16 protein-coding genes are annotated in these 16,155 nt (G+C 67.1%); 13 read left to right on the top strand and 3 right to left on the bottom strand.

Going from position 1 to position 16,155, the window contains the following annotated elements; all coding sequences use genetic code 11:
• Positions 1 to 74: 74 nt before the first annotated feature.
• Positions 75 to 662 (top strand): Yip1 family protein, encoded by a 588-nt coding sequence (locus RUU78_RS18935; protein WP_313919119.1) that lies wholly within the window; start codon positions 75 to 77, stop codon positions 660 to 662.
• A gap of 86 nt (positions 663 to 748) precedes the next feature.
• Here RUU78_RS18935 and RUU78_RS18930 read toward each other — a convergent pair whose 3' ends face one another.
• The gene (locus tag RUU78_RS18930) at positions 749 to 1,063 is read right to left on the bottom strand and encodes a hypothetical protein (RefSeq protein ID WP_313919117.1); all 315 of its coding nucleotides are present in this window, start codon (positions 1,061 to 1,063) and stop codon (positions 749 to 751) included.
• Between the two features lie 469 nt (positions 1,064 to 1,532).
• Between RUU78_RS18930 and RUU78_RS18925 the strand changes: the two genes are divergently transcribed.
• Together RUU78_RS18925 and RUU78_RS18920 are read left to right on the top strand one after the other, a co-directional pair.
• On the top strand, positions 1,533 to 2,219 hold the full coding sequence (locus RUU78_RS18925) for an Hpt domain-containing protein (RefSeq protein WP_313919114.1): 687 nt from the start codon (positions 1,533 to 1,535) through the stop codon (positions 2,217 to 2,219).
• A 61-nt stretch (positions 2,220 to 2,280) separates the two neighbouring features.
• Entirely contained in the window at positions 2,281 to 3,171 is an 891-nt protein-coding gene (locus RUU78_RS18920; RefSeq protein ID WP_313919113.1) for an NAD(P)-dependent oxidoreductase, read from the top strand.
• 32 nt (positions 3,172 to 3,203) lie between these two features.
• On the opposite strand, the gene RUU78_RS18915 is transcribed toward RUU78_RS18920, so the two are convergent.
• Both RUU78_RS18915 and RUU78_RS18910 read right to left on the bottom strand, forming a co-directional pair.
• On the bottom strand, positions 3,204 to 3,962 hold the full coding sequence (locus RUU78_RS18915) for a helix-turn-helix domain-containing protein (RefSeq protein ID WP_313919112.1): 759 nt from the start codon (positions 3,960 to 3,962) through the stop codon (positions 3,204 to 3,206).
• Between the two features lie 799 nt (positions 3,963 to 4,761).
• Positions 4,762 to 6,183 carry a diguanylate cyclase gene (locus tag RUU78_RS18910; protein WP_313919111.1) on the bottom strand — a complete coding sequence of 474 codons (1,422 nt, stop codon included), beginning with the start codon at positions 6,181 to 6,183 and terminating at the stop codon, positions 4,762 to 4,764.
• A gap of 148 nt (positions 6,184 to 6,331) precedes the next feature.
• Between RUU78_RS18910 and RUU78_RS18905 the strand changes: the two genes are divergently transcribed.
• The 10 genes from RUU78_RS18905 (at position 6,332) to RUU78_RS18860 (ending at position 16,119) form a co-directional block, all read left to right on the top strand.
• Complete coding sequence (locus tag RUU78_RS18905; protein ID WP_313919109.1) at positions 6,332 to 7,858, top strand: nucleoside transporter C-terminal domain-containing protein; 1,527 nt, start codon at positions 6,332 to 6,334, stop codon at positions 7,856 to 7,858.
• 4 nt (positions 7,859 to 7,862) lie between these two features.
• The gene (locus RUU78_RS18900) at positions 7,863 to 8,195 is read left to right on the top strand and encodes a hypothetical protein (protein ID WP_313919108.1); all 333 of its coding nucleotides are present in this window, start codon (positions 7,863 to 7,865) and stop codon (positions 8,193 to 8,195) included.
• A gap of 152 nt (positions 8,196 to 8,347) precedes the next feature.
• Positions 8,348 to 9,307, top strand: a complete 960-nt coding sequence (locus RUU78_RS18895; RefSeq protein WP_313919107.1) for a ribokinase — start codon at positions 8,348 to 8,350, stop codon at positions 9,305 to 9,307.
• Between the two features lie 82 nt (positions 9,308 to 9,389).
• Positions 9,390 to 10,385, top strand: a complete 996-nt coding sequence (gene dusB, locus RUU78_RS18890) for a tRNA dihydrouridine synthase DusB (RefSeq protein WP_313919105.1) — start codon at positions 9,390 to 9,392, stop codon at positions 10,383 to 10,385.
• Positions 10,386 to 10,457: 72 nt separating this feature from the next.
• Positions 10,458 to 11,099 (top strand): CDP-alcohol phosphatidyltransferase family protein, encoded by a 642-nt coding sequence (locus RUU78_RS18885; protein ID WP_313919104.1) that lies wholly within the window; start codon positions 10,458 to 10,460, stop codon positions 11,097 to 11,099.
• Positions 11,096 to 11,725, top strand: coding sequence for a lysophospholipid acyltransferase family protein (locus RUU78_RS18880; RefSeq protein ID WP_313919103.1), 630 nt, complete (start codon positions 11,096 to 11,098; stop codon positions 11,723 to 11,725). Before RUU78_RS18885 ends, RUU78_RS18880 begins: the two co-directional genes overlap by 4 nt.
• Entirely contained in the window at positions 11,722 to 12,657 is a 936-nt protein-coding gene (locus tag RUU78_RS18875) for a phosphatidate cytidylyltransferase (protein WP_313919102.1), read from the top strand. The genes RUU78_RS18880 and RUU78_RS18875 overlap by 4 nt, the downstream gene beginning before the upstream one ends.
• A gap of 36 nt (positions 12,658 to 12,693) precedes the next feature.
• Complete coding sequence (locus RUU78_RS18870) at positions 12,694 to 13,293, top strand: DUF4893 domain-containing protein (protein ID WP_313919101.1); 600 nt, start codon at positions 12,694 to 12,696, stop codon at positions 13,291 to 13,293.
• 34 nt (positions 13,294 to 13,327) lie between these two features.
• Complete coding sequence (locus tag RUU78_RS18865) at positions 13,328 to 14,500, top strand: AraC family transcriptional regulator (protein ID WP_313919099.1); 1,173 nt, start codon at positions 13,328 to 13,330, stop codon at positions 14,498 to 14,500.
• A gap of 134 nt (positions 14,501 to 14,634) precedes the next feature.
• Positions 14,635 to 16,119 (top strand): S41 family peptidase, encoded by a 1,485-nt coding sequence (locus RUU78_RS18860; protein WP_313919097.1) that lies wholly within the window; start codon positions 14,635 to 14,637, stop codon positions 16,117 to 16,119.
• The last annotated feature ends 36 nt before the right edge of the window (positions 16,120 to 16,155 follow it).

Genomic DNA, 16,155 nt, shown 5'->3' with positions numbered 1-16,155 from the left:
TACGCGGCTAGAATCGACCTGTTTGCGCCGGTGGCCGCGCCCTTGAGCCACCCTAGACTGGGGTTGGGAGATCCATGGATATCAATAAGCTCATCGAGCGTGTCAAGAACGTATTGCTTTCGCCCAAGACGGAATGGCCGGTCATCGCGCAGGAGCAGACCGACATCGTCAGGCTGTACACCGGCTACATCATGATTCTCGCGGCGATCCCCGCCGTGTTCGGCTTCCTCGGCAATGTCGTATTCAGCCCCCTCGGCATCGGCTTGAGCTTCGTGGTGATGATCCTGACCTATGCCTTCGCCCTCGGCATGGTATTCGTGGTGGCACTGATCATCGACGCGCTGGCGCCGACCTTCGGTGCACAGAAGAGCCAGATCCAGGCACTGAAGACGGTTGCCTATGCCAATACGGCCAGTTGGGTCGCTGGTATCTTCCTGATCATTCCGCTCGTGGGCTGGATCATCGCCCTGGCCGGCAGCATCTATTCGCTGGTGCAGCTGTACTTCGCGCTGCCGCATACGATGAAGGCGCCGTCCGAGAAGACCGGCGGCTATTTCGCCGTCGTGCTCGTGATCGCCATCGTGCTGTCGTGGATCATCGGCGCCATCGTCGCCGCGATCACGATCGGAGCTGCCGTAGGCACGGCCGGACTGCGCGGCTGAACACGCACTGCCCGGACCCGTTTCCGCTACGGCGGAACCGGGTCCGGATCAACGCTTACTGCTGCACAATTCTAGTTCTATCGTCCCTACCACCGGCCGGCCCGCGCTGGTCGGCTCGCCGGCCGACGCATCGTTACGACCGGCTTTTCGCTCACCGACTTGCTGCCGCTCAGGCGGCGCAGCAGGTCGGTCATGTTGACGCTGCAGAACCTGCCTTCACCACTGCCTTGGCGGGCGTGCGCACCGTCACCGTGGTCGGGCTTCAGTGCATCGAAGGCCCGGATCGAGCCGACCTGATAATCGCCAGGCTTGGCCGGCGCCGACTTTTCCGTCAGCTCCCGGTAGACCGGGTACAGCACTTCGAACGGCGCTTGCACCTGCAACACGCTCAGAACGAGCAACAGACACTGCTCGCACAGCGTCGCGTCGAAGCCGTGCTGCAGCGATTCGACGGACTCGCTCCGGCCGTCTGCGGCGTCTTCCAGCTACGCGCGTAACGGCGCCGCGCCCAACGCCACGCCGCGATTCGGGTGTGCCGCGAGTCGCGGCGCACGCGAAACGATATGGCCGGCGACCGTCTCCAGCCCCGCTCCGAGCTATGGCACGAGTGAACCCAGGACGGTTGCCATTGTGTTGAGCGCCGTTCCGTCGCGATGCCGGGATTGGATCATGTCGGTTGCTCGTCTGCGATTCCCGTGCCGCGGCGGCCGGGTCCGCCACGCGGCCGGGATGCGGCTCGCCGGTGCATTTTTCCGGCGGCGGCCCGCAACCGCGATGGCGCCGCAAGAATCCATACGCGTGGACAAGCGGCCGTGTGCGCCGGTAAAAAGAACCTTCGGCGAATCACGTTCCGTCGGGGAGGCGGACTTCATGATCTATCTGCTGTTTGTCGCCGTCGCGTTAGTCCTGATCAGCCTCGGCGTCTGGCTGGGCCAGCGCCAGTCGCGCCCGTCAGCGACGACGCGCGTCGGCGGCAGCATGGACGAGGTCGACGACGAACTGCGCGGCGTGTTCATCACGGAAGTGAAATCCGAGATCGGCAACCTGCGCCGCAACCTGATGCTGTGGAAGGCTGCCCCCGCCAATCTTGGCCGGCTGATGCCACTGCGCCGCTCCTTCCATACGCTCAAGGGCAGCAGCCGCATGGTCGGCGCGACGACGCTCGGCGACTTCAATGCGCGCTTCGAGCGCCTGCTCGACCGCGTGATCGACAAGTCGATGATGCCGGATGCAGCGGTCGTTGCCGTGGTGGAGCAGGCCGTCGGCGCGCTTCCCGAACTGCTCGCCCAGTTTGAAGGCCAGCGCGCGCCGCGCGTGGATATCGCCGCCATCATGAAAACTGCGGACCGTCTGATCAAGAGCGATCGCGCCATCGCACGACCGCCACGCCCGCCCGACACCGACCCACCGGTGGACGGCGCCGCCGCCGGTGCGGCTGCGCAGGCCGTACGAGCCATGCGCACGGCCGTCGCTCGCAGCGACAGCGGCTACCCACCGCCGCGCCAGGACCCGACGAGTTCCGGCAAGCTTGATCCCGACGAATCAACGCCGCGATGAAGTTCGCTGGATCGCGTCGGTACGCAGGCTTTGACGTCGCCAGCGCCGAGGCACCGGCGGCGTGAAAGTGCTCGTGACTGGCGCCGCAGGCCGCATAGGCCGCGCCGTATACGTGCGGCTCGCGCGTGAGCACGAGGTCACAGGCCTCGACCGCACGCCGGCGTCAACGGTCGACCTCGCCGGCGATCTCGGCGACCCATTCCTGCTGCGACGCGCGGTGCGCGATGTGGATGCTGTCGTTCATACAGCCGCATTGCACGCGCCGCACGTGGGCCTCAATACGGACGCCGAGTTCGAACGCGTCAATGTGCATTCGACGACTTTGCTGGCGCAGATCGCGGCAAACGCCGGCGTGCGCCGCTTTGTGTTCACGAGCACGACTGCGCTGTACGGTGCGGCGAGCCGGCAGGCGACGCGGGCGGTCTGGGTGGACGAGTCGCTCGCGCCGCAACCCACCACGATCTATCACCGCAGCAAGATCGCCGCCGAACACGCGCTGGCCGGACTCGCTCGCGAAGGCTTGTGCGTCACTGCCCTGCGCATGTCGCGCTGCTTTCCGGAACCGGCGCCGCTGATGGCTGCCTACCGACTGCATCGAGGCGTGGACGCGCGCGATGTGGCCGACGCGCATGCTCTGGCGCTGCGACGCGACACGCCGGGCCTGCAGCGCTACATTGTTTCCGGCGCACCGCCGTTCGAGGAAGACGATGTCGAAGAACTACTGCGCGACGCGCCCGCGGTGCTGAGGCGGCGCGCACCGGCGCTGGTTGCCGACTTCGCCGCACGCGGCTGGCCGCTGCCGCGTTCGATCGACCGCGTCTACGCGCCGTTTGCGGCCATGCAGTCGCTGGGATGGCAACCGCGCTACGGCTATTCCGAGGTATTGCAGATGCTCGATGCGGATTCGTCGGAGGTGCTGCCGCCGAAGACGGCAGCACCGGCATTGCGTTGAGCGACGGTGCGGCGCGAGGGCCGCACGACGTGTTATTCGGCTGCGGCGGCGGCCGCGATCTCGGCTTTGCTACGGCGCGGCCGGCGCGAACGCACCGGCTTTTCCGCCGCGGCCTTGCGCGGCTTGCGTCCGCGTGCCGGCTGCTCTGCCTCGACCTCGGCCACAACGCCACCTTCAAGTTGCGCGCGCACCGCTTTCTTGCCGAGTGAACGCAGCTGCGCGAGTTGAGTGAGCTGCGCCGCACGTGGCGTGGATTTCTTCTGTTCCCAGTTGTAGACGGACTGACCCGTTACGCCGAGCAGGCTGGCCAGTTCCGCCGCCGACAGACCCAGCCGCGTACGCAATGACTTCAGTCCCTTGGCGACGAATCGCGTCTGCTTCTCCGGCGCGGCTTCGGCCGACTCTGTCTTGGCCTTCGTACCGCGCTTGGCCAGCGCACCGAACTGCCGTTCCGACTCCTGCAGTTTGCGCTTGAGCGCGGCGATTTCCTTGCGATAGGCGGCCGAGGCCTTCCGCAACGGCTCCAATTGCTTGCGCATTTCTTGGCGGCCGACGCGGGAAATCTCGTCCTTGAAGGCAGTCGCGATATTTGGCTGGGCTGTCTCGCTTGGCAGGGGCGGATGTAAACAAGGAATAGTAAACGCCCGGGTGCGTGAATGTCTTGCATGGCGTGCCCGCTCGGGATTCGGATGCACGCCGGAGGGTCCGATGCTGCGAAAGCAGCCCATTGACTTTTGACTGACTTTTGCCTGGCGCCCCCACATTCGATGCGAGCGCGCCGGGCAATCCAAGGATTTCAGTCACTCGAAACGGAGAATAATGCGGCCATCGACTTTGGTCGAAGTGCGATATGGTTCCGCATTTTTTGCCATTCGCACGCAATGACACATTTGGGACCATCATTGCACGGCATATACGAAGCAGAGCAGAGGGAATAGAGAAGAGGACGGGAGAAACACCGATCGCCCCGCCCCAGCCTTTTCTTGCCTTCATTTGTCGCTGGATTAAAAGCCCGTGGAAGACGCCGTCGTATACGCTGTTCGACCGCGCCGAGCACGAAGACCTCGACGCCTGACGCCCGCAGATCAAGGCGAACAAACCGAGTGACAAGGAATGTGTCTCCCCGTGCAACAGCGTGTTCTGGTGCAGTTTCGGCTGCGAACGCAACGTGACCGCGACACTGCGCTACCGATGGCGAGCGAACAGCGCCTGGGCGTAGTCGCGATGGCGCCGCTCCGTCCTTTCGACGCTTGCATGGGGCCGATTCAAGCGATGCGCCGGATCAGTGCCTCTACCCCACGTGCGCTTGGGACAGAAGGCTGCGTTCGCACGCTCTGATCGACTGCTGAACATTGCCCGGGCGACGCCGTCGCTTTCGACATTGCGCGCCCCCCCGATACCTGCGACGCGACAGCTACCGCGACGCAGCCGTCTGTGTAACGCGTCAGCCCACGAATGAGGTCGCGATGCTGCGCGCGCGTCTCGCCTCGGTCGGCTTGTGCGCAGCAATCGCGCGCCAGCGCAGACAGCGAAGCGTCTCCGAATCGCGCTCACGGGCGGATTCGCTACGCAAGCACCGCTTCGCGCTGCTCACGACATCGTCGCAAACGCATTGCCGCTCGCCGCAACGACCGCGTTGCGCCCGGCATCCTTGGCGCGGTACAGCGCCTGATCGCAGCGCTTGAGGCAATCCTCGAGCGCCTCGCCAGCCTGGATCTCGGCCACGCCAAGGCTGACGGTCACCCGCAGGCCACGTATCGGCGTTGGCATGCGTTCGATGCGCGCACGCAATTCCTCGGCGCGACGGCAGGCCTCCATGAGGCCAGTGCCGGGCAGCAGCAGGAAGAATTCCTCGCCGCCCCAGCGCGCCGCGTGCCGGTTGTCGCCCTGGAGCTGCTCCAGTTCGTTGGCCGCAGCGGCGAGCACCTGGTCACCGACGCCATGGCCATGTGCATCGTTGATGCGCTTGAAATGGTCGATATCGGCAAGAACGACACTGAAGCCGCCCTGGCCACGCGAAGCCATGAGCGCCTGCACCAGCATTTCCAGCATGGCGCGCCGATTCAGCAGCCCAGTCAGTCCGTCGGTCAGCGCTGCCTCGGCCAGCAACGCCTCGACCTGCAGACGGTTCTCGATCTCGCTCTTGAGCTGGTGGGTGGCTTCTTCGATCGCGCGCGTGCGCTCCTCCACGCGATTCTCGAGCTGCGCATTGGCCTGCGTCAGCGCGGCCAGCGCGGCCTCGCGCTGCGCCGAGGCTTCACGCAGGCGCTGCGCGGTAGCGTCGAAATCGGCGATGACGCGGTCGAATTCGTCGCCGATCAGCGGCTGGCCCGTAGGTTGAGGCTCGCCAGCGGCAAGCGCACGGCAGCGATCGCCGAGCGAGCGGATGCGGCGCAACAGTCGCTCGGCCAGCAGACGCGACAGCACCAGGGCCAGCAGCACACCGAACAGGATCGCACCCAGCGTCGAAAGACGCAGCAGATGCAGGCTGCGCTGCAGGCTCTCCGCATTCAGGCGCACGCCGACGACATAATGCTGCGGGGCCGTGCCGATCGGCGCGAGCGCCGACAGCTCGGCACGCTGGCTTGCGGCACTGCGAATGTCGCTGACCACCGCCCGCTCCATGCCACGGTGCAGCAGGCTCGTTTCTTCACTGCTGAGGAAATCGCCGCCGGCACGGCCGTCACCAAGACTGGTCGCCAGCACGCGCAGCGAATCGCCACGCGGCTCCACGACATAGGCGCTGGCCAGATCGACGTTGAGGCCGATTGCGCGGCGCAAACGCCCGATGACGCGCTCACCCGCCGCTGAATCGGCGCGATCGCCCAGTGCGCGGATATCGTCCGGGTCCAGGGATGACTCGATCAGGCGCACGTTGTCCAGCAGGCGCTGACCGACCGCATCCAGCATCTGGGCGGATACGGACCAGTACATGTAGGCGCCCAGCGCCCCGGCGCCCAGCAAGATGACCGCCAGATGGCTCAGCAACAGCTGCCGCTTGATCGTTAGCACGCCTTCCCCCCGTTTGGCCCGGCCCCCGCCGCCAACCGCCGCCGAGTATAGGGCCAGGCGCCTTGCCTCGCCGTTCGGGCTTGAACTACGCTCGGCCAACTTGTGCGGCGGGGCTCCCCTGACCGCCTACTCGGGGTTGGGGAAAAATATGCTGGCTGCCCTTGGGCACATCCTGTTCGGCTTTTTCGGCCTGTTCGTGCTGGTCCTGATCGCGTTCGCGTTCTCCAACAACCGCCGCTCGGTGGACTGGAAGCTCGTACTGACCGGCATTTCGCTGCAGATCCTGTTCGCCGCGTTCGTGCTCAAGGTTCCGTTCGGGGAGGCCATCTTCGACTGGCTGGGCCAGCGCTTCGTCGACCTGCTGGAATTCAACAAGGTCGGTTCGGAATTCATCTTCGGCAAGCTGCTCGACGTCAGCGCTTTCGGCTTCATCTTCGCATTCCAGGTACTGCCGACCATCATCTTCTTCGCCGCGCTGATGGGCGTGCTGTATCACCTCGGCGTGATGCAGCAGATCGTCAAGGGCATGTCGTGGACCATCACCAAAGTGATGAACGTCTCGGGCGCGGAGACCACGTCGGTCTGCGCCAGCGTGTTCATCGGTCAGACCGAGGCACCGCTGACGATCAAGCCCTACCTGGAAAAAATGACCGAATCGGAACTGATGACGGTCATGATCGGCGGTATGGCGCACATCGCCGGCGGCGTGCTGGCGGCCTATGTGGGACTGCTTGGCCAGGGCGATCCGGTGCAGATGGCGATTTATGCCAAGCACCTGCTCGCCGCCAGCATCATGGCCGCACCGGCCACGCTGGTTCTGGCGAAGATCCTGATCCCCGAAACACAGGAACCGCTGACCCGCGGCAGCGTGCGTATCGAGGTCGAGCGCCACAGCGCCAACGTCATCGACGCAGCCGCGAGCGGCGCCGGGGAAGGCCTCAAGCTGGCGCTGAACGTGGGCGCGATGCTGCTCGCCTTCATCGCCCTGATCGCCCTGCTCAACGCGCCACTCAAGTCGCTGGGCACGGTGCTGTGGACCGGCTGGCGCCTGCCCGCCCTGGGTATCGTCGGCGTGCTGCTGATCACCGGCGCGTTTCAATACCGGCAGCGTGCCCGCCGCACGACGACGAGCACGCTGGTCGCGGCCGACGGAACGCCGCTGGCCGTGTCGGCACCGGCGCACTTTCCGCTGTTCTGGCTGCTGCTGGTGCTCGGTGTCGGCACGCTGCTGCTCGCCGTCGCCGCGCTGGCCGCGAGCGGCGCGACCATCAACGACTGGCTTTCCGCCGGCAAGAGCGTGCCAGTGACGCTGAGCCTGCAGACCATCCTCGGCTACGTGCTCTCGCCGATCGCGTGGCTGATCGGCGTGCCCTGGCAGGACGCGGTGCTGGTCGGCGGCTTCATTGGCCAGAAGGTGGTGCTCAACGAATTCGTCGCCTATGTGGATTTATCCAAGAACATGCATCTGCTGCAGGAGCACAGCCGAGTGGTCGCGGCCTACGCGCTATGCGGCTTCGCCAACTTCTCGTCGATCGCGATCCAGATCGGCGGCATCGGCGGGCTCGCTCCGGGCCGGCGCGCGGACCTCGCACGGTTCGGCCTGCGCGCGGTGCTCGGCGGTTCGCTCGCAACCTTCATGACGGCGACCATTGCCGGCGTGCTGAACCTGCTTTGAGATCGTGACCGTGCATCGCCTCGAGGATCGCATCAACGCCCTGTCCGACCAGGACTGGGCGTGGTGGCCGCTGCTGTCGCTGCGGCCGCCGCGAGACGAGACCCTGAGCGAGGCACGCCTGTTCCTGATCGCTATCCTGTTCGGCGGTGTGTGCGCCACCGCGGCCGTGGCCCTGCTCTGGCTGCTGTTCGGGCCGCCGCTGCCGCTCGCCGCCGCCTCGATCGCTGCCGTGACGTTCGCGCTTTTCTACCTGGCCGCGCGACTCACGCTGTTCCGCAGCTGGAACCGGCGCGCGGCACGGCTGGGCGCGGCAGCGGCGCGGGACCGTGAAACCTAGCCCGGTCGTATGGCAGTAGAGCCACATCGACACCATCCCCATCCAACCCTCCCGCTCATTGGGCGTTCAAGTCGGCCAGAACCTGCGGTTCCTGGCGGCTGACTTTCCCCCCGTGAAGGGGATGGATTAACGCACCCAGGATCTATCGACCTATGGCCGTTCTCGTTGTCGGCTCCTACAACCAGGACCATGTCTGGCGCGTCGATCGCTTTCCCCAGCCCGGAGAAACACGGCGCGGCCTGGGATTTTCGACCGGCCCTGGCGGCAAGGGCTTCAACCAGGCCGTAGCGAGTGCGCGACAGCGGGCCGTCACGGCCTTTGTCGGCGCGCTCGGCGAGGACGCGCTGGCGCGCGTCGCGCGAGAACTGGCCCAGGCCGAGGGCATCGAGGCGCGCTGGCAGGTGTGCCGTGATACCTCGACCGGCTCCTGCGGCATCCTCGTCGCCGCGGACGGGCAGAACCAGATCGTGCTGGACCTCGCCGCGAACGAGCGGCTGGCAGCAGGGTTCGTGCGCGCCCAGGCTGACCTGTTTGCCACCGCACGGGTCGTGCTGGTGCAGATGGAAACCGGCATCGCCGCGATACGCGCCGCATTGCAGGCCGCGCCGCTGCGCTGCGTGCGGCTGCTCAACCCGGCTCCGGTGCATGCGGACATCGACGCGAACCTGCTGGCGCTGGCCGATCTCGTGACACCGAACGAAACCGAATTCGCCGACCTGCTGGCGCGTTTCGCGGATACCGCCGTCGATGTCGCAACGATCGCCGGGAGCAGCGACGTCGAACTGCATGCGTTATGCCGCCGCCTCGGCACCGCCAGCGTGATCGTGACCCTCGGCGCGCGCGGCTGCTTCGTATCGCACGCGGATGCGGCGCGCTGGCACGATACGGACAACCACTATCGCATCGCCGCCGAGCGCGTGCAGGTGCGCGACACCACCGGCGCCGGAGACGCGTTCAACGGCGCCCTCGCGGCGCAGCTCGCCAATCATCCGCAGCAAGCGCTGCGCGCCTGCGTGATCCACGCCGGCCGCACCGCGGGACTCAGCACGGAACAGGCCGGCGCCGCCGTGGCCATGCCCACGCTCGACCAGGTGCGGCAGCGTTTCGGCTGAAACCGCTGTCCAACGAAGCCGCGTCGACCGACAGTCCTTCGGCCGCGGACACCGCGCCGCGCGCTCCGTACAATCCGCGCCCATGCACATCGGCCCGTACACGATCTCCCCACCGCTGATCCTCGCGCCGATGGCCGGGGTTACCGACAAGCCATTCCGCCAGTTGTGCAAGCGCCTCGGCGCCGGCCTTGCGGTATCCGAGATGACGACCAGCGATCCGCGCCTGTGGCAGACACGCAAGTCGCTCGCGCGCATGGACCACATCGGCGAACCTGCACCGGTCAGCGTGCAGATCGCCGGCTACGACCCGACCATGCTGGCCGAGGCGGCACGCTACAACGTCGCCCACGGCGCGCAGATCATCGACATCAACATGGGCTGTCCGGCAAAGAAAGTCTGCAATGTCTACGCCGGGTCGGCGCTGCTGCAGGACGAACCACTGGTCGCGCGCATCCTCGAGGCCGTGGTCAGGGCCGTCGACGTGCCGGTCACGCTGAAGATCCGCACTGGCTGGAACCGCGACAACCGTAACGGCCTGCGCATCGCGCACATCGCCGAGGAGGCCGGCATCGCCGCCCTGGCCGTGCACGGCCGCACCCGCGCCGATCTTTACGAGGGCGAAGCCGAGTACGACACCATCGCGGCGATCAAGCGGGCCGTACGCATACCAGTGCTGGCCAATGGCGACATCGATTCGCCGCTCAAGGCGCGCGACGTGCTGCGCCTGACCGGTGCCGACGGCCTGCTGGTCGGGCGCGCCGCGCAGGGCCGGCCGTGGATCTTCCGCGAACTCGCGCATTTCCTCGAACACGGCCAAGTGCTGGCCGAACCCGCGATCGACGAGGTGCGCGAGATCCTGCTCGGCCACTTGCAGGCACTGCACGCGTTCTACGGCGAGCCGCAGGGCGTGCGCATCGCGCGCAAGCACCTGGGCTGGTATGCCAGGGACCGGCCTGAGAACGCCGCGTTCCGCGCCGTGGTCAACCGCGCCGAGAGCGCCGAGGCGCAGCTGCGCCTGACGCGCGATTATTTCGACGCGCTGGCTGCCGGCGCGATCGCCCTGGCCAACGCGGCCTGAGGTTTCAGGCTTGGCTTGACGCCATCGCTGCCAGTCGCTATTGAACCCGCGACACTGACGCTGCGAGCCGCCATGACCGACACGGAACCGTCCGCCACCGACAACCGGCGTCCCATCGCGGCGCGCGGCAATGCGCTGATCCGCCGCATTGCCGCGATGCTCGTGCGCAGCGGCATCTCGCCGAACGCGATCTCGGTGATCAGCATCGTCTTCGCCGCCGCCGGCGCGGCCGCCCTGCTCCATCTCGCCTCGCCGTGGGGCGCGCTGCTCTGCGCGGCGGCGATACAACTGCGCCTGCTGTGCAACCTGTTCGACGGCATGGTCGCAGTCGAAGGCGGCCGCCAGACTGTTACCGGCGCGCTCTACAACGAAGTGCCGGACCGCATCGCCGACAGCGTGTTCATCGTCGCGCTGGGCATCGCCGCGGGACTGCCGTGGCTGGGCTGGCTCGGCGCACTGCTCGCGGCGTTGACTGCCTACGTGCGCACGCTCGGCGGCGCGCTGGGACTGAAACAGGATTTCCGCGGCCCGATGGCCAAGCCGCATCGCATGGCGCTGATGACGGCAGCCTGCGTGATCGCGCCGCTGGAACTGCATTTCCTGGACAGCCGCTACAGCCTGGCCGCCGCCGCGGCGGTGATCGCCGCGGGCGCGGTGCTGACCTGCGCCACGCGCCTGACCGCGATTACGCGACAGCTGGAGCAGCGCGCATGATGGCGGGCGTCGCGGCGGCGAGTCTCGTCAGCCTCACGCGCCTGCTCGTCGGCGCGCGCGCGCAATGGCGCAGCCAACCGGGCGGCGGCCAGTGCCTGTACTTCGCGAACCACTGCAGCCACCTCGACACGCTCGCGATCTGGAGCGCGCTGACGCCAGCCCAGCGCGCGGTGACGCGCCCGGTCGCCGCGCGCGACTACTGGGACAAGCCGGGCCTGCGCACCTACCTGTCCGGGCGCGTGCTGCGCGCGATCCTGATCGAACGCCGCCGGGACGAGCGTGCCGGGGATCCGCTGGCACCGGTATTCGCCGCGCTCGAACAAGGGGATTCGCTGATCCTTTTTCCTGAAGGCACGCGCACGGCGGACCGCCTGCCGCAGCCATTCCGCGGCGGGCTGTTCCGCATCGCTGAGTCGTTTCCGTCGCTGGATCTCGTGCCGGCCTACCTCGACACCCTGCACCGCAGCCTGCCGAAGGGCTCGCATGTGCCGCTGCCGCTCTACTGCACGGTGCGCTTCGGCGCGGCGCTGGAGCGACCCGCCGCCGAGCCGCGCGCGGATTTCCTGCGGCGTGCGCATGCCTCCGTGTGCGCGCTGGCCGATCCGGCACGGAGAACCCCGGCATGACCGCCGCACAGAAACTGCTCTGGGTATTCGGCGGCATCGTCGCACTGCTGAGCGTGGCCTCGGCCCTGGGCTGGCTGCTGCAGCGGCGCAAGGGCGATACCGCCGTGATCCGCAACCTGAACGAACGCCTGCGCGCCTGGTGGCTCATGGTCGCGGTACTGGGCGCCTGCTTCTGGCTCGGGCCGTCGGCGACGTTGGTCGTGTTCGCCTTCATCTCGTTCTTCGCGCTGCGTGAATTCATCACACTGACGCCGACGCGCGCGAGCGACCACAAGCCGCTCGTGGTCGCGTTCTATGTGCTCGTGCCGCTGCAGTACTGGCTGATTCATCTCGAGTGGTACGGGCTGTTCTCGATCTTCATCCCGGTCTACGCCTTCCTCGGTCTGCCGGCGCTCGCGGTATTCGCCGGTGATACCGAGGAATTCCTCGAGCGCACGACCAAGATCCAGTGGGGCGTGATGATCGCGATCTACTGCATCAGCTACGCGCCTGCGCTGCTCGTGCTCGACCTCGCCGGCTTCGAAGGCCAAGGCGCGCTCCTGCTGCTGTATCTGATGCTGGTCGTGCAGATCAGCGACGTCATGCAATACGTCTTCGGCAAGCTGTTCGGCAAACACAAGCTGGCGCCGCTGGTCAGCCCGTCCAAGACCGTCGAAGGCCTGGTCGGCGGTGGCGCCGCCGCGGTCGCGATCGGTGCGTCGCTGTGGTGGATCACGCCGTTCACGCCGCTGCAGTCCGCAGCAATGTCGCTGCTGATCGTGATCTGCGGCGTGCTGGGCGGCCTGGCGCTGTCAGCGGTCAAGCGCAGCCTCGGCGCCAAGGATTGGGGCAGCATGATCGAAGGTCACGGCGGCATGATGGACCGTATGGATTCGGTGAGCTTCGCCGCACCGATATTTTTCCATATCGCGCGATTTTTCTTTTCTGGCTAAGCATGCTCGCCACGCGCCCCACCGATGGAGTTGCCGATGAACCTGCTGCTGCGCTGCCTGCTCGCCCTGCCCTTCAGCGCCGTCGCGGCGGCGGTGGCGGGAGCCGCCGACGCGCGCCTGGACCAGATCTGGCCCGAGCATCAGGCGCGACTGCACGATGCGCAGCGGCGTGTGGACAGGCTCAACGCCAATCCGGAAATTCCCGTCGGCGACGCCGACGCCAAGGCAGTGGTCGAGGAGTTGCTGGCCGAACCGCCTCGGCCGCTGAGCGCGGCGGAACTCATCGGCGACTGGAAAGTCCGCTCGCTGCAGGGCGCCCGCTACGGCATCTTTCCCTACCCGTGGTTCAAGGCACGCATAGAACAACGAGACGGCCGCGTGTTCTTCCAGAAACTCACCGGCTCGCAACGCCGCAGCGGCTGGCTGCTTCCGCCGGGCGACGGCAAGGGCGACTGGTATTTCGTCGGCGGCGCCACGGTCAACGAGGATCCGCAGCTTCCCTACAGCAAGGCCGCCGGCGTCAGCGCGCGGGACAGCGATACGGTCGGACTGGCCTGGGGCATCGCTGAGGGTCGCGTACTGATGCTGCTCGACGTCAGCGACGAAAGCTACGAGGTGTATCAGCTCAAGCCATGATCGCGTTGGCGCGGGACCGGTCAGGAGGCGCGACATGATCCGCTTCGGTGCCTGGAGCACCACGCTGGGGCTGGCTGCCGGCTTTGGCGCACTGATCGCCGTGCTGCTTCTCACGGCGTCGGTCAATCGCAGCGCGAATCGCCTGCTTGCAGCGCTGCTCGCCGTCGCCACCCTGCGCCTCATGCCGTACGTCATCGGCTACGCGGGTTTCTATGATGCGTACCCGTGGCTGAGCTTCGCGCCGTTCGACCTCGGGCTCGCCACGGGACCGCTGCTCTATCTGTACGTCCGCCGCCTGGCCACGCCGGCCTTGCCGCCGCGCTGGGGCTGGCATTTCCTGCCGGCTGCACTCGACTTCGCCTACAACGCCTGGGCCTTCGCGCTGCCGATCGCGGCCAAAGAGCGCTGGCACGACGATGTGCACCGTCCCTGGATCGAACCGGTCGAAGCCGCGGCAGCGCTGGTTTCCCTCGGCATCTATCTCGGCGCGGCCATTCGTTTCTCGCGCCGCTATCGCCGCTGGCTGGCCGAACATGTCAGCGACCACGATGTTCATCGCCAGCCCTGGATCGGCACGGTGCTGGCAGCGCTGTCGCTGTGGCTCGCGGTCGGCGTGGGTTTTGAGATAGTCGACCGCTTCGTGCGCGACCTGAACTACTTCGACCGCTTCCCGCAGTACCTCGCGTTCGCGGCCATCGTGCTGTGGCTTGGTCTTGAAGGATGGCGGCATGCGTCGCACCGGTTTCCGCCGCTGTCTGAGCGCGTGACACTGTCGGCCGCTACGCGCGCTGCGGCTGCGGCTGCGTCGCCGGAAACCGTGCCGACGCCCATGGAACCGGCGCGCGACTGGAGCGCACTCGCCACGCAATGGCTCGCCGAGATCGAGGCCGCCGGGTGGTGGCGCGAGCCCGGACTCACGCTGGAACAGGTGGCGCGCCGTCTCGGCACCAACGAGAGTTATGTCTCGCGCGCCTTCAACGCCGGCGCCGGACGCAACTTCAACTTCGCCGTCAACGCGCTGCGCGTGCACGCGGTCCAGCAGGCGCTGGCCAGCGGCGATGCGCGCGGCGTGCTCGCGATCGCGCTGGAGTGCGGCTTCTCGTCGAAGGCCAGCTTCAATCGCGTATTCCTGGCTCACGCCGGCGCCAGTCCGACGGCCTGGAAGGCGGCTCAAATCGCGGAAATCCGCGCCAGCAGCGAAATCTGAGGCGACGGACCGAGACAAGCCGGGCAGATTCGTGCCCGCCGCCGCCTGCCGTTGCCAGGGCTGGGTCGCGGCGTCGCCTGCCGTCAGCAGCCGACGTCACCCAACTCTTGCCAGGAAATCCTACGCGCCACCGATTGCTTGCCGTCTTCTACGCGATGCTGTGTGCGTGCGCGGCAGGCGCATCCGCTGCCGGCAGTGCGGAACCCGCGTTCGATGCCGCCGATATCCAGGCCAATATCGACGTGCTGCAGCACGCCTACGAGGCTTTGCATCCCGGGTTGTACCGCTACAACACGCCGCAGACGATGCGCGATCATTTCGCCACGCTGCGCGCGGCCCTGGACGGCCGCCGCACGCTGACCCAAACCTACCTCGCCCTGTCGGAATTCGCAGCCAAGGTGCGCTGCGGCCACACCTACGCCAATTTCTACAACCAGCCGGAATCGATCCAGGCCGCGCTGTTCGAAGGCCACAACCGTGTGCCGTTCGAATTCCGCTGGCTCGACGGACGCATGTTCGTCACGCGCGACCTGACTGGCCGGCGCCTGCTGCCGCGCGGCAGCGAGATCCTAGCGATCACCGGCGTCAAGCCGTCCGATATTCTCGCGCGGCTGCTGCCCGTCGCCCGCGCCGATGGAAGTAACGACGCCAAGCGCGTCGCCCAACTGCAAGTGCAGGGAGATGACCGCTACGAGACCTTCGATGTGTTTCTGCCGCTGTACTTCCCGCAGATCCAGACCGAACAGCGCCTGACGCTGCGCACGCCGCGCGGCACGGTGAGGACCCACGTCGTGCAGGCGCTCAGCGATGCCCAGCGCCAGGGCTTCCGGCGCCTGAAGGCCGATGACCGGACCGGCGGCTTCGCGCTGCATTTCGAGCGCCGCACCGCGGTGCTGACCATGCCAAGCTGGGTGTTCTACAACAGCACCTGGGACTGGCAGGCATTCATCCGGCGCAGCTTCGAGGAAATCGCGCGCATGCGCGCCACCTCGCTGGTGATCGACCTGCGCGGCAACGAAGGCGGCGTCGACGTCGGCGACGCCATCCTGCCGCACCTGATCGACTCGCCGCTGACGGTGTTCGATCCGCCGCGCCTCGTGCGCTATCGCCGCGTACCGGGCGACCTGACGCCACTGTTGGACACCTGGGACAGCTCGTTCAAGGACTGGGGCGACGACGCGCAACCGTATGACGCGCGCTTCTACCGTCTGCGCGACGAACAGAAAAGTATCGGCCCGCGCCGCATCGAACCCGCGGCGCCGCGCTTCCGTGGACGCGTGTTCGTGCTGGTCGGCGCCACCAACAGCTCGGCGACGTTCCAGTTCGCGCAGCAGGTGCAGGTGGCTGGCGTGGCCACGCTGGTTGGCCAGACCACCGGCGGCAATCGGCGCGGCATCAACGGCGGCGCATTCTTCTTCCTGCGCCTGCCGCATACGCAGATCGAAATGGACGTGCCGCTGATTGCGCGCTTCCCCGAGGACGATCCGCCCGACGCGGGCGTCGTGCCGGATATCCAGGTGACGCCGACGCCGCTGGACATCGCGGCCGGCACCGACGTCGAGATGGCGGCGGTTCGCGCCGCGATCCGCGCATCGCGGCGAGGTACCGACACGCCGTGATCGGCCTCGCCGTTCCCTTGCCCCCGGAAACCGTCG

This window comes from Tahibacter sp. (assembly GCF_032229445.1).
Taxonomy (GTDB): domain Bacteria; phylum Pseudomonadota; class Gammaproteobacteria; order Xanthomonadales; family Rhodanobacteraceae; genus Tahibacter.
This window is presented reverse-complemented; position numbering and strand designations above follow the sequence as displayed.

Excerpts from the sequence above, each read along its gene's own strand:
- RUU78_RS18935 (WP_313919119.1), top strand. The coding sequence starts at position 75 with ATGGATATCAATAAGCTCATCGAGCGTGTCAAGAACGTATTGCTTTCG.
- RUU78_RS18925 (WP_313919114.1), top strand. The coding sequence starts at position 1,533 with ATGATCTATCTGCTGTTTGTCGCCGTCGCGTTAGTCCTGATCAGCCTC.
- RUU78_RS18905 (WP_313919109.1), top strand. The coding sequence starts at position 6,332 with ATGCTGGCTGCCCTTGGGCACATCCTGTTCGGCTTTTTCGGCCTGTTC.
- RUU78_RS18895 (WP_313919107.1), top strand. The coding sequence starts at position 8,348 with ATGGCCGTTCTCGTTGTCGGCTCCTACAACCAGGACCATGTCTGGCGC.
- dusB (WP_313919105.1), top strand. The coding sequence starts at position 9,390 with ATGCACATCGGCCCGTACACGATCTCCCCACCGCTGATCCTCGCGCCG.
- RUU78_RS18885 (WP_313919104.1), top strand. The coding sequence starts at position 10,458 with ATGACCGACACGGAACCGTCCGCCACCGACAACCGGCGTCCCATCGCG.
- RUU78_RS18880 (WP_313919103.1), top strand. The coding sequence starts at position 11,096 with ATGATGGCGGGCGTCGCGGCGGCGAGTCTCGTCAGCCTCACGCGCCTG.
- RUU78_RS18875 (WP_313919102.1), top strand. The coding sequence starts at position 11,722 with ATGACCGCCGCACAGAAACTGCTCTGGGTATTCGGCGGCATCGTCGCA.
- RUU78_RS18870 (WP_313919101.1), top strand. The coding sequence starts at position 12,694 with ATGAACCTGCTGCTGCGCTGCCTGCTCGCCCTGCCCTTCAGCGCCGTC.
- RUU78_RS18865 (WP_313919099.1), top strand. The coding sequence starts at position 13,328 with ATGATCCGCTTCGGTGCCTGGAGCACCACGCTGGGGCTGGCTGCCGGC.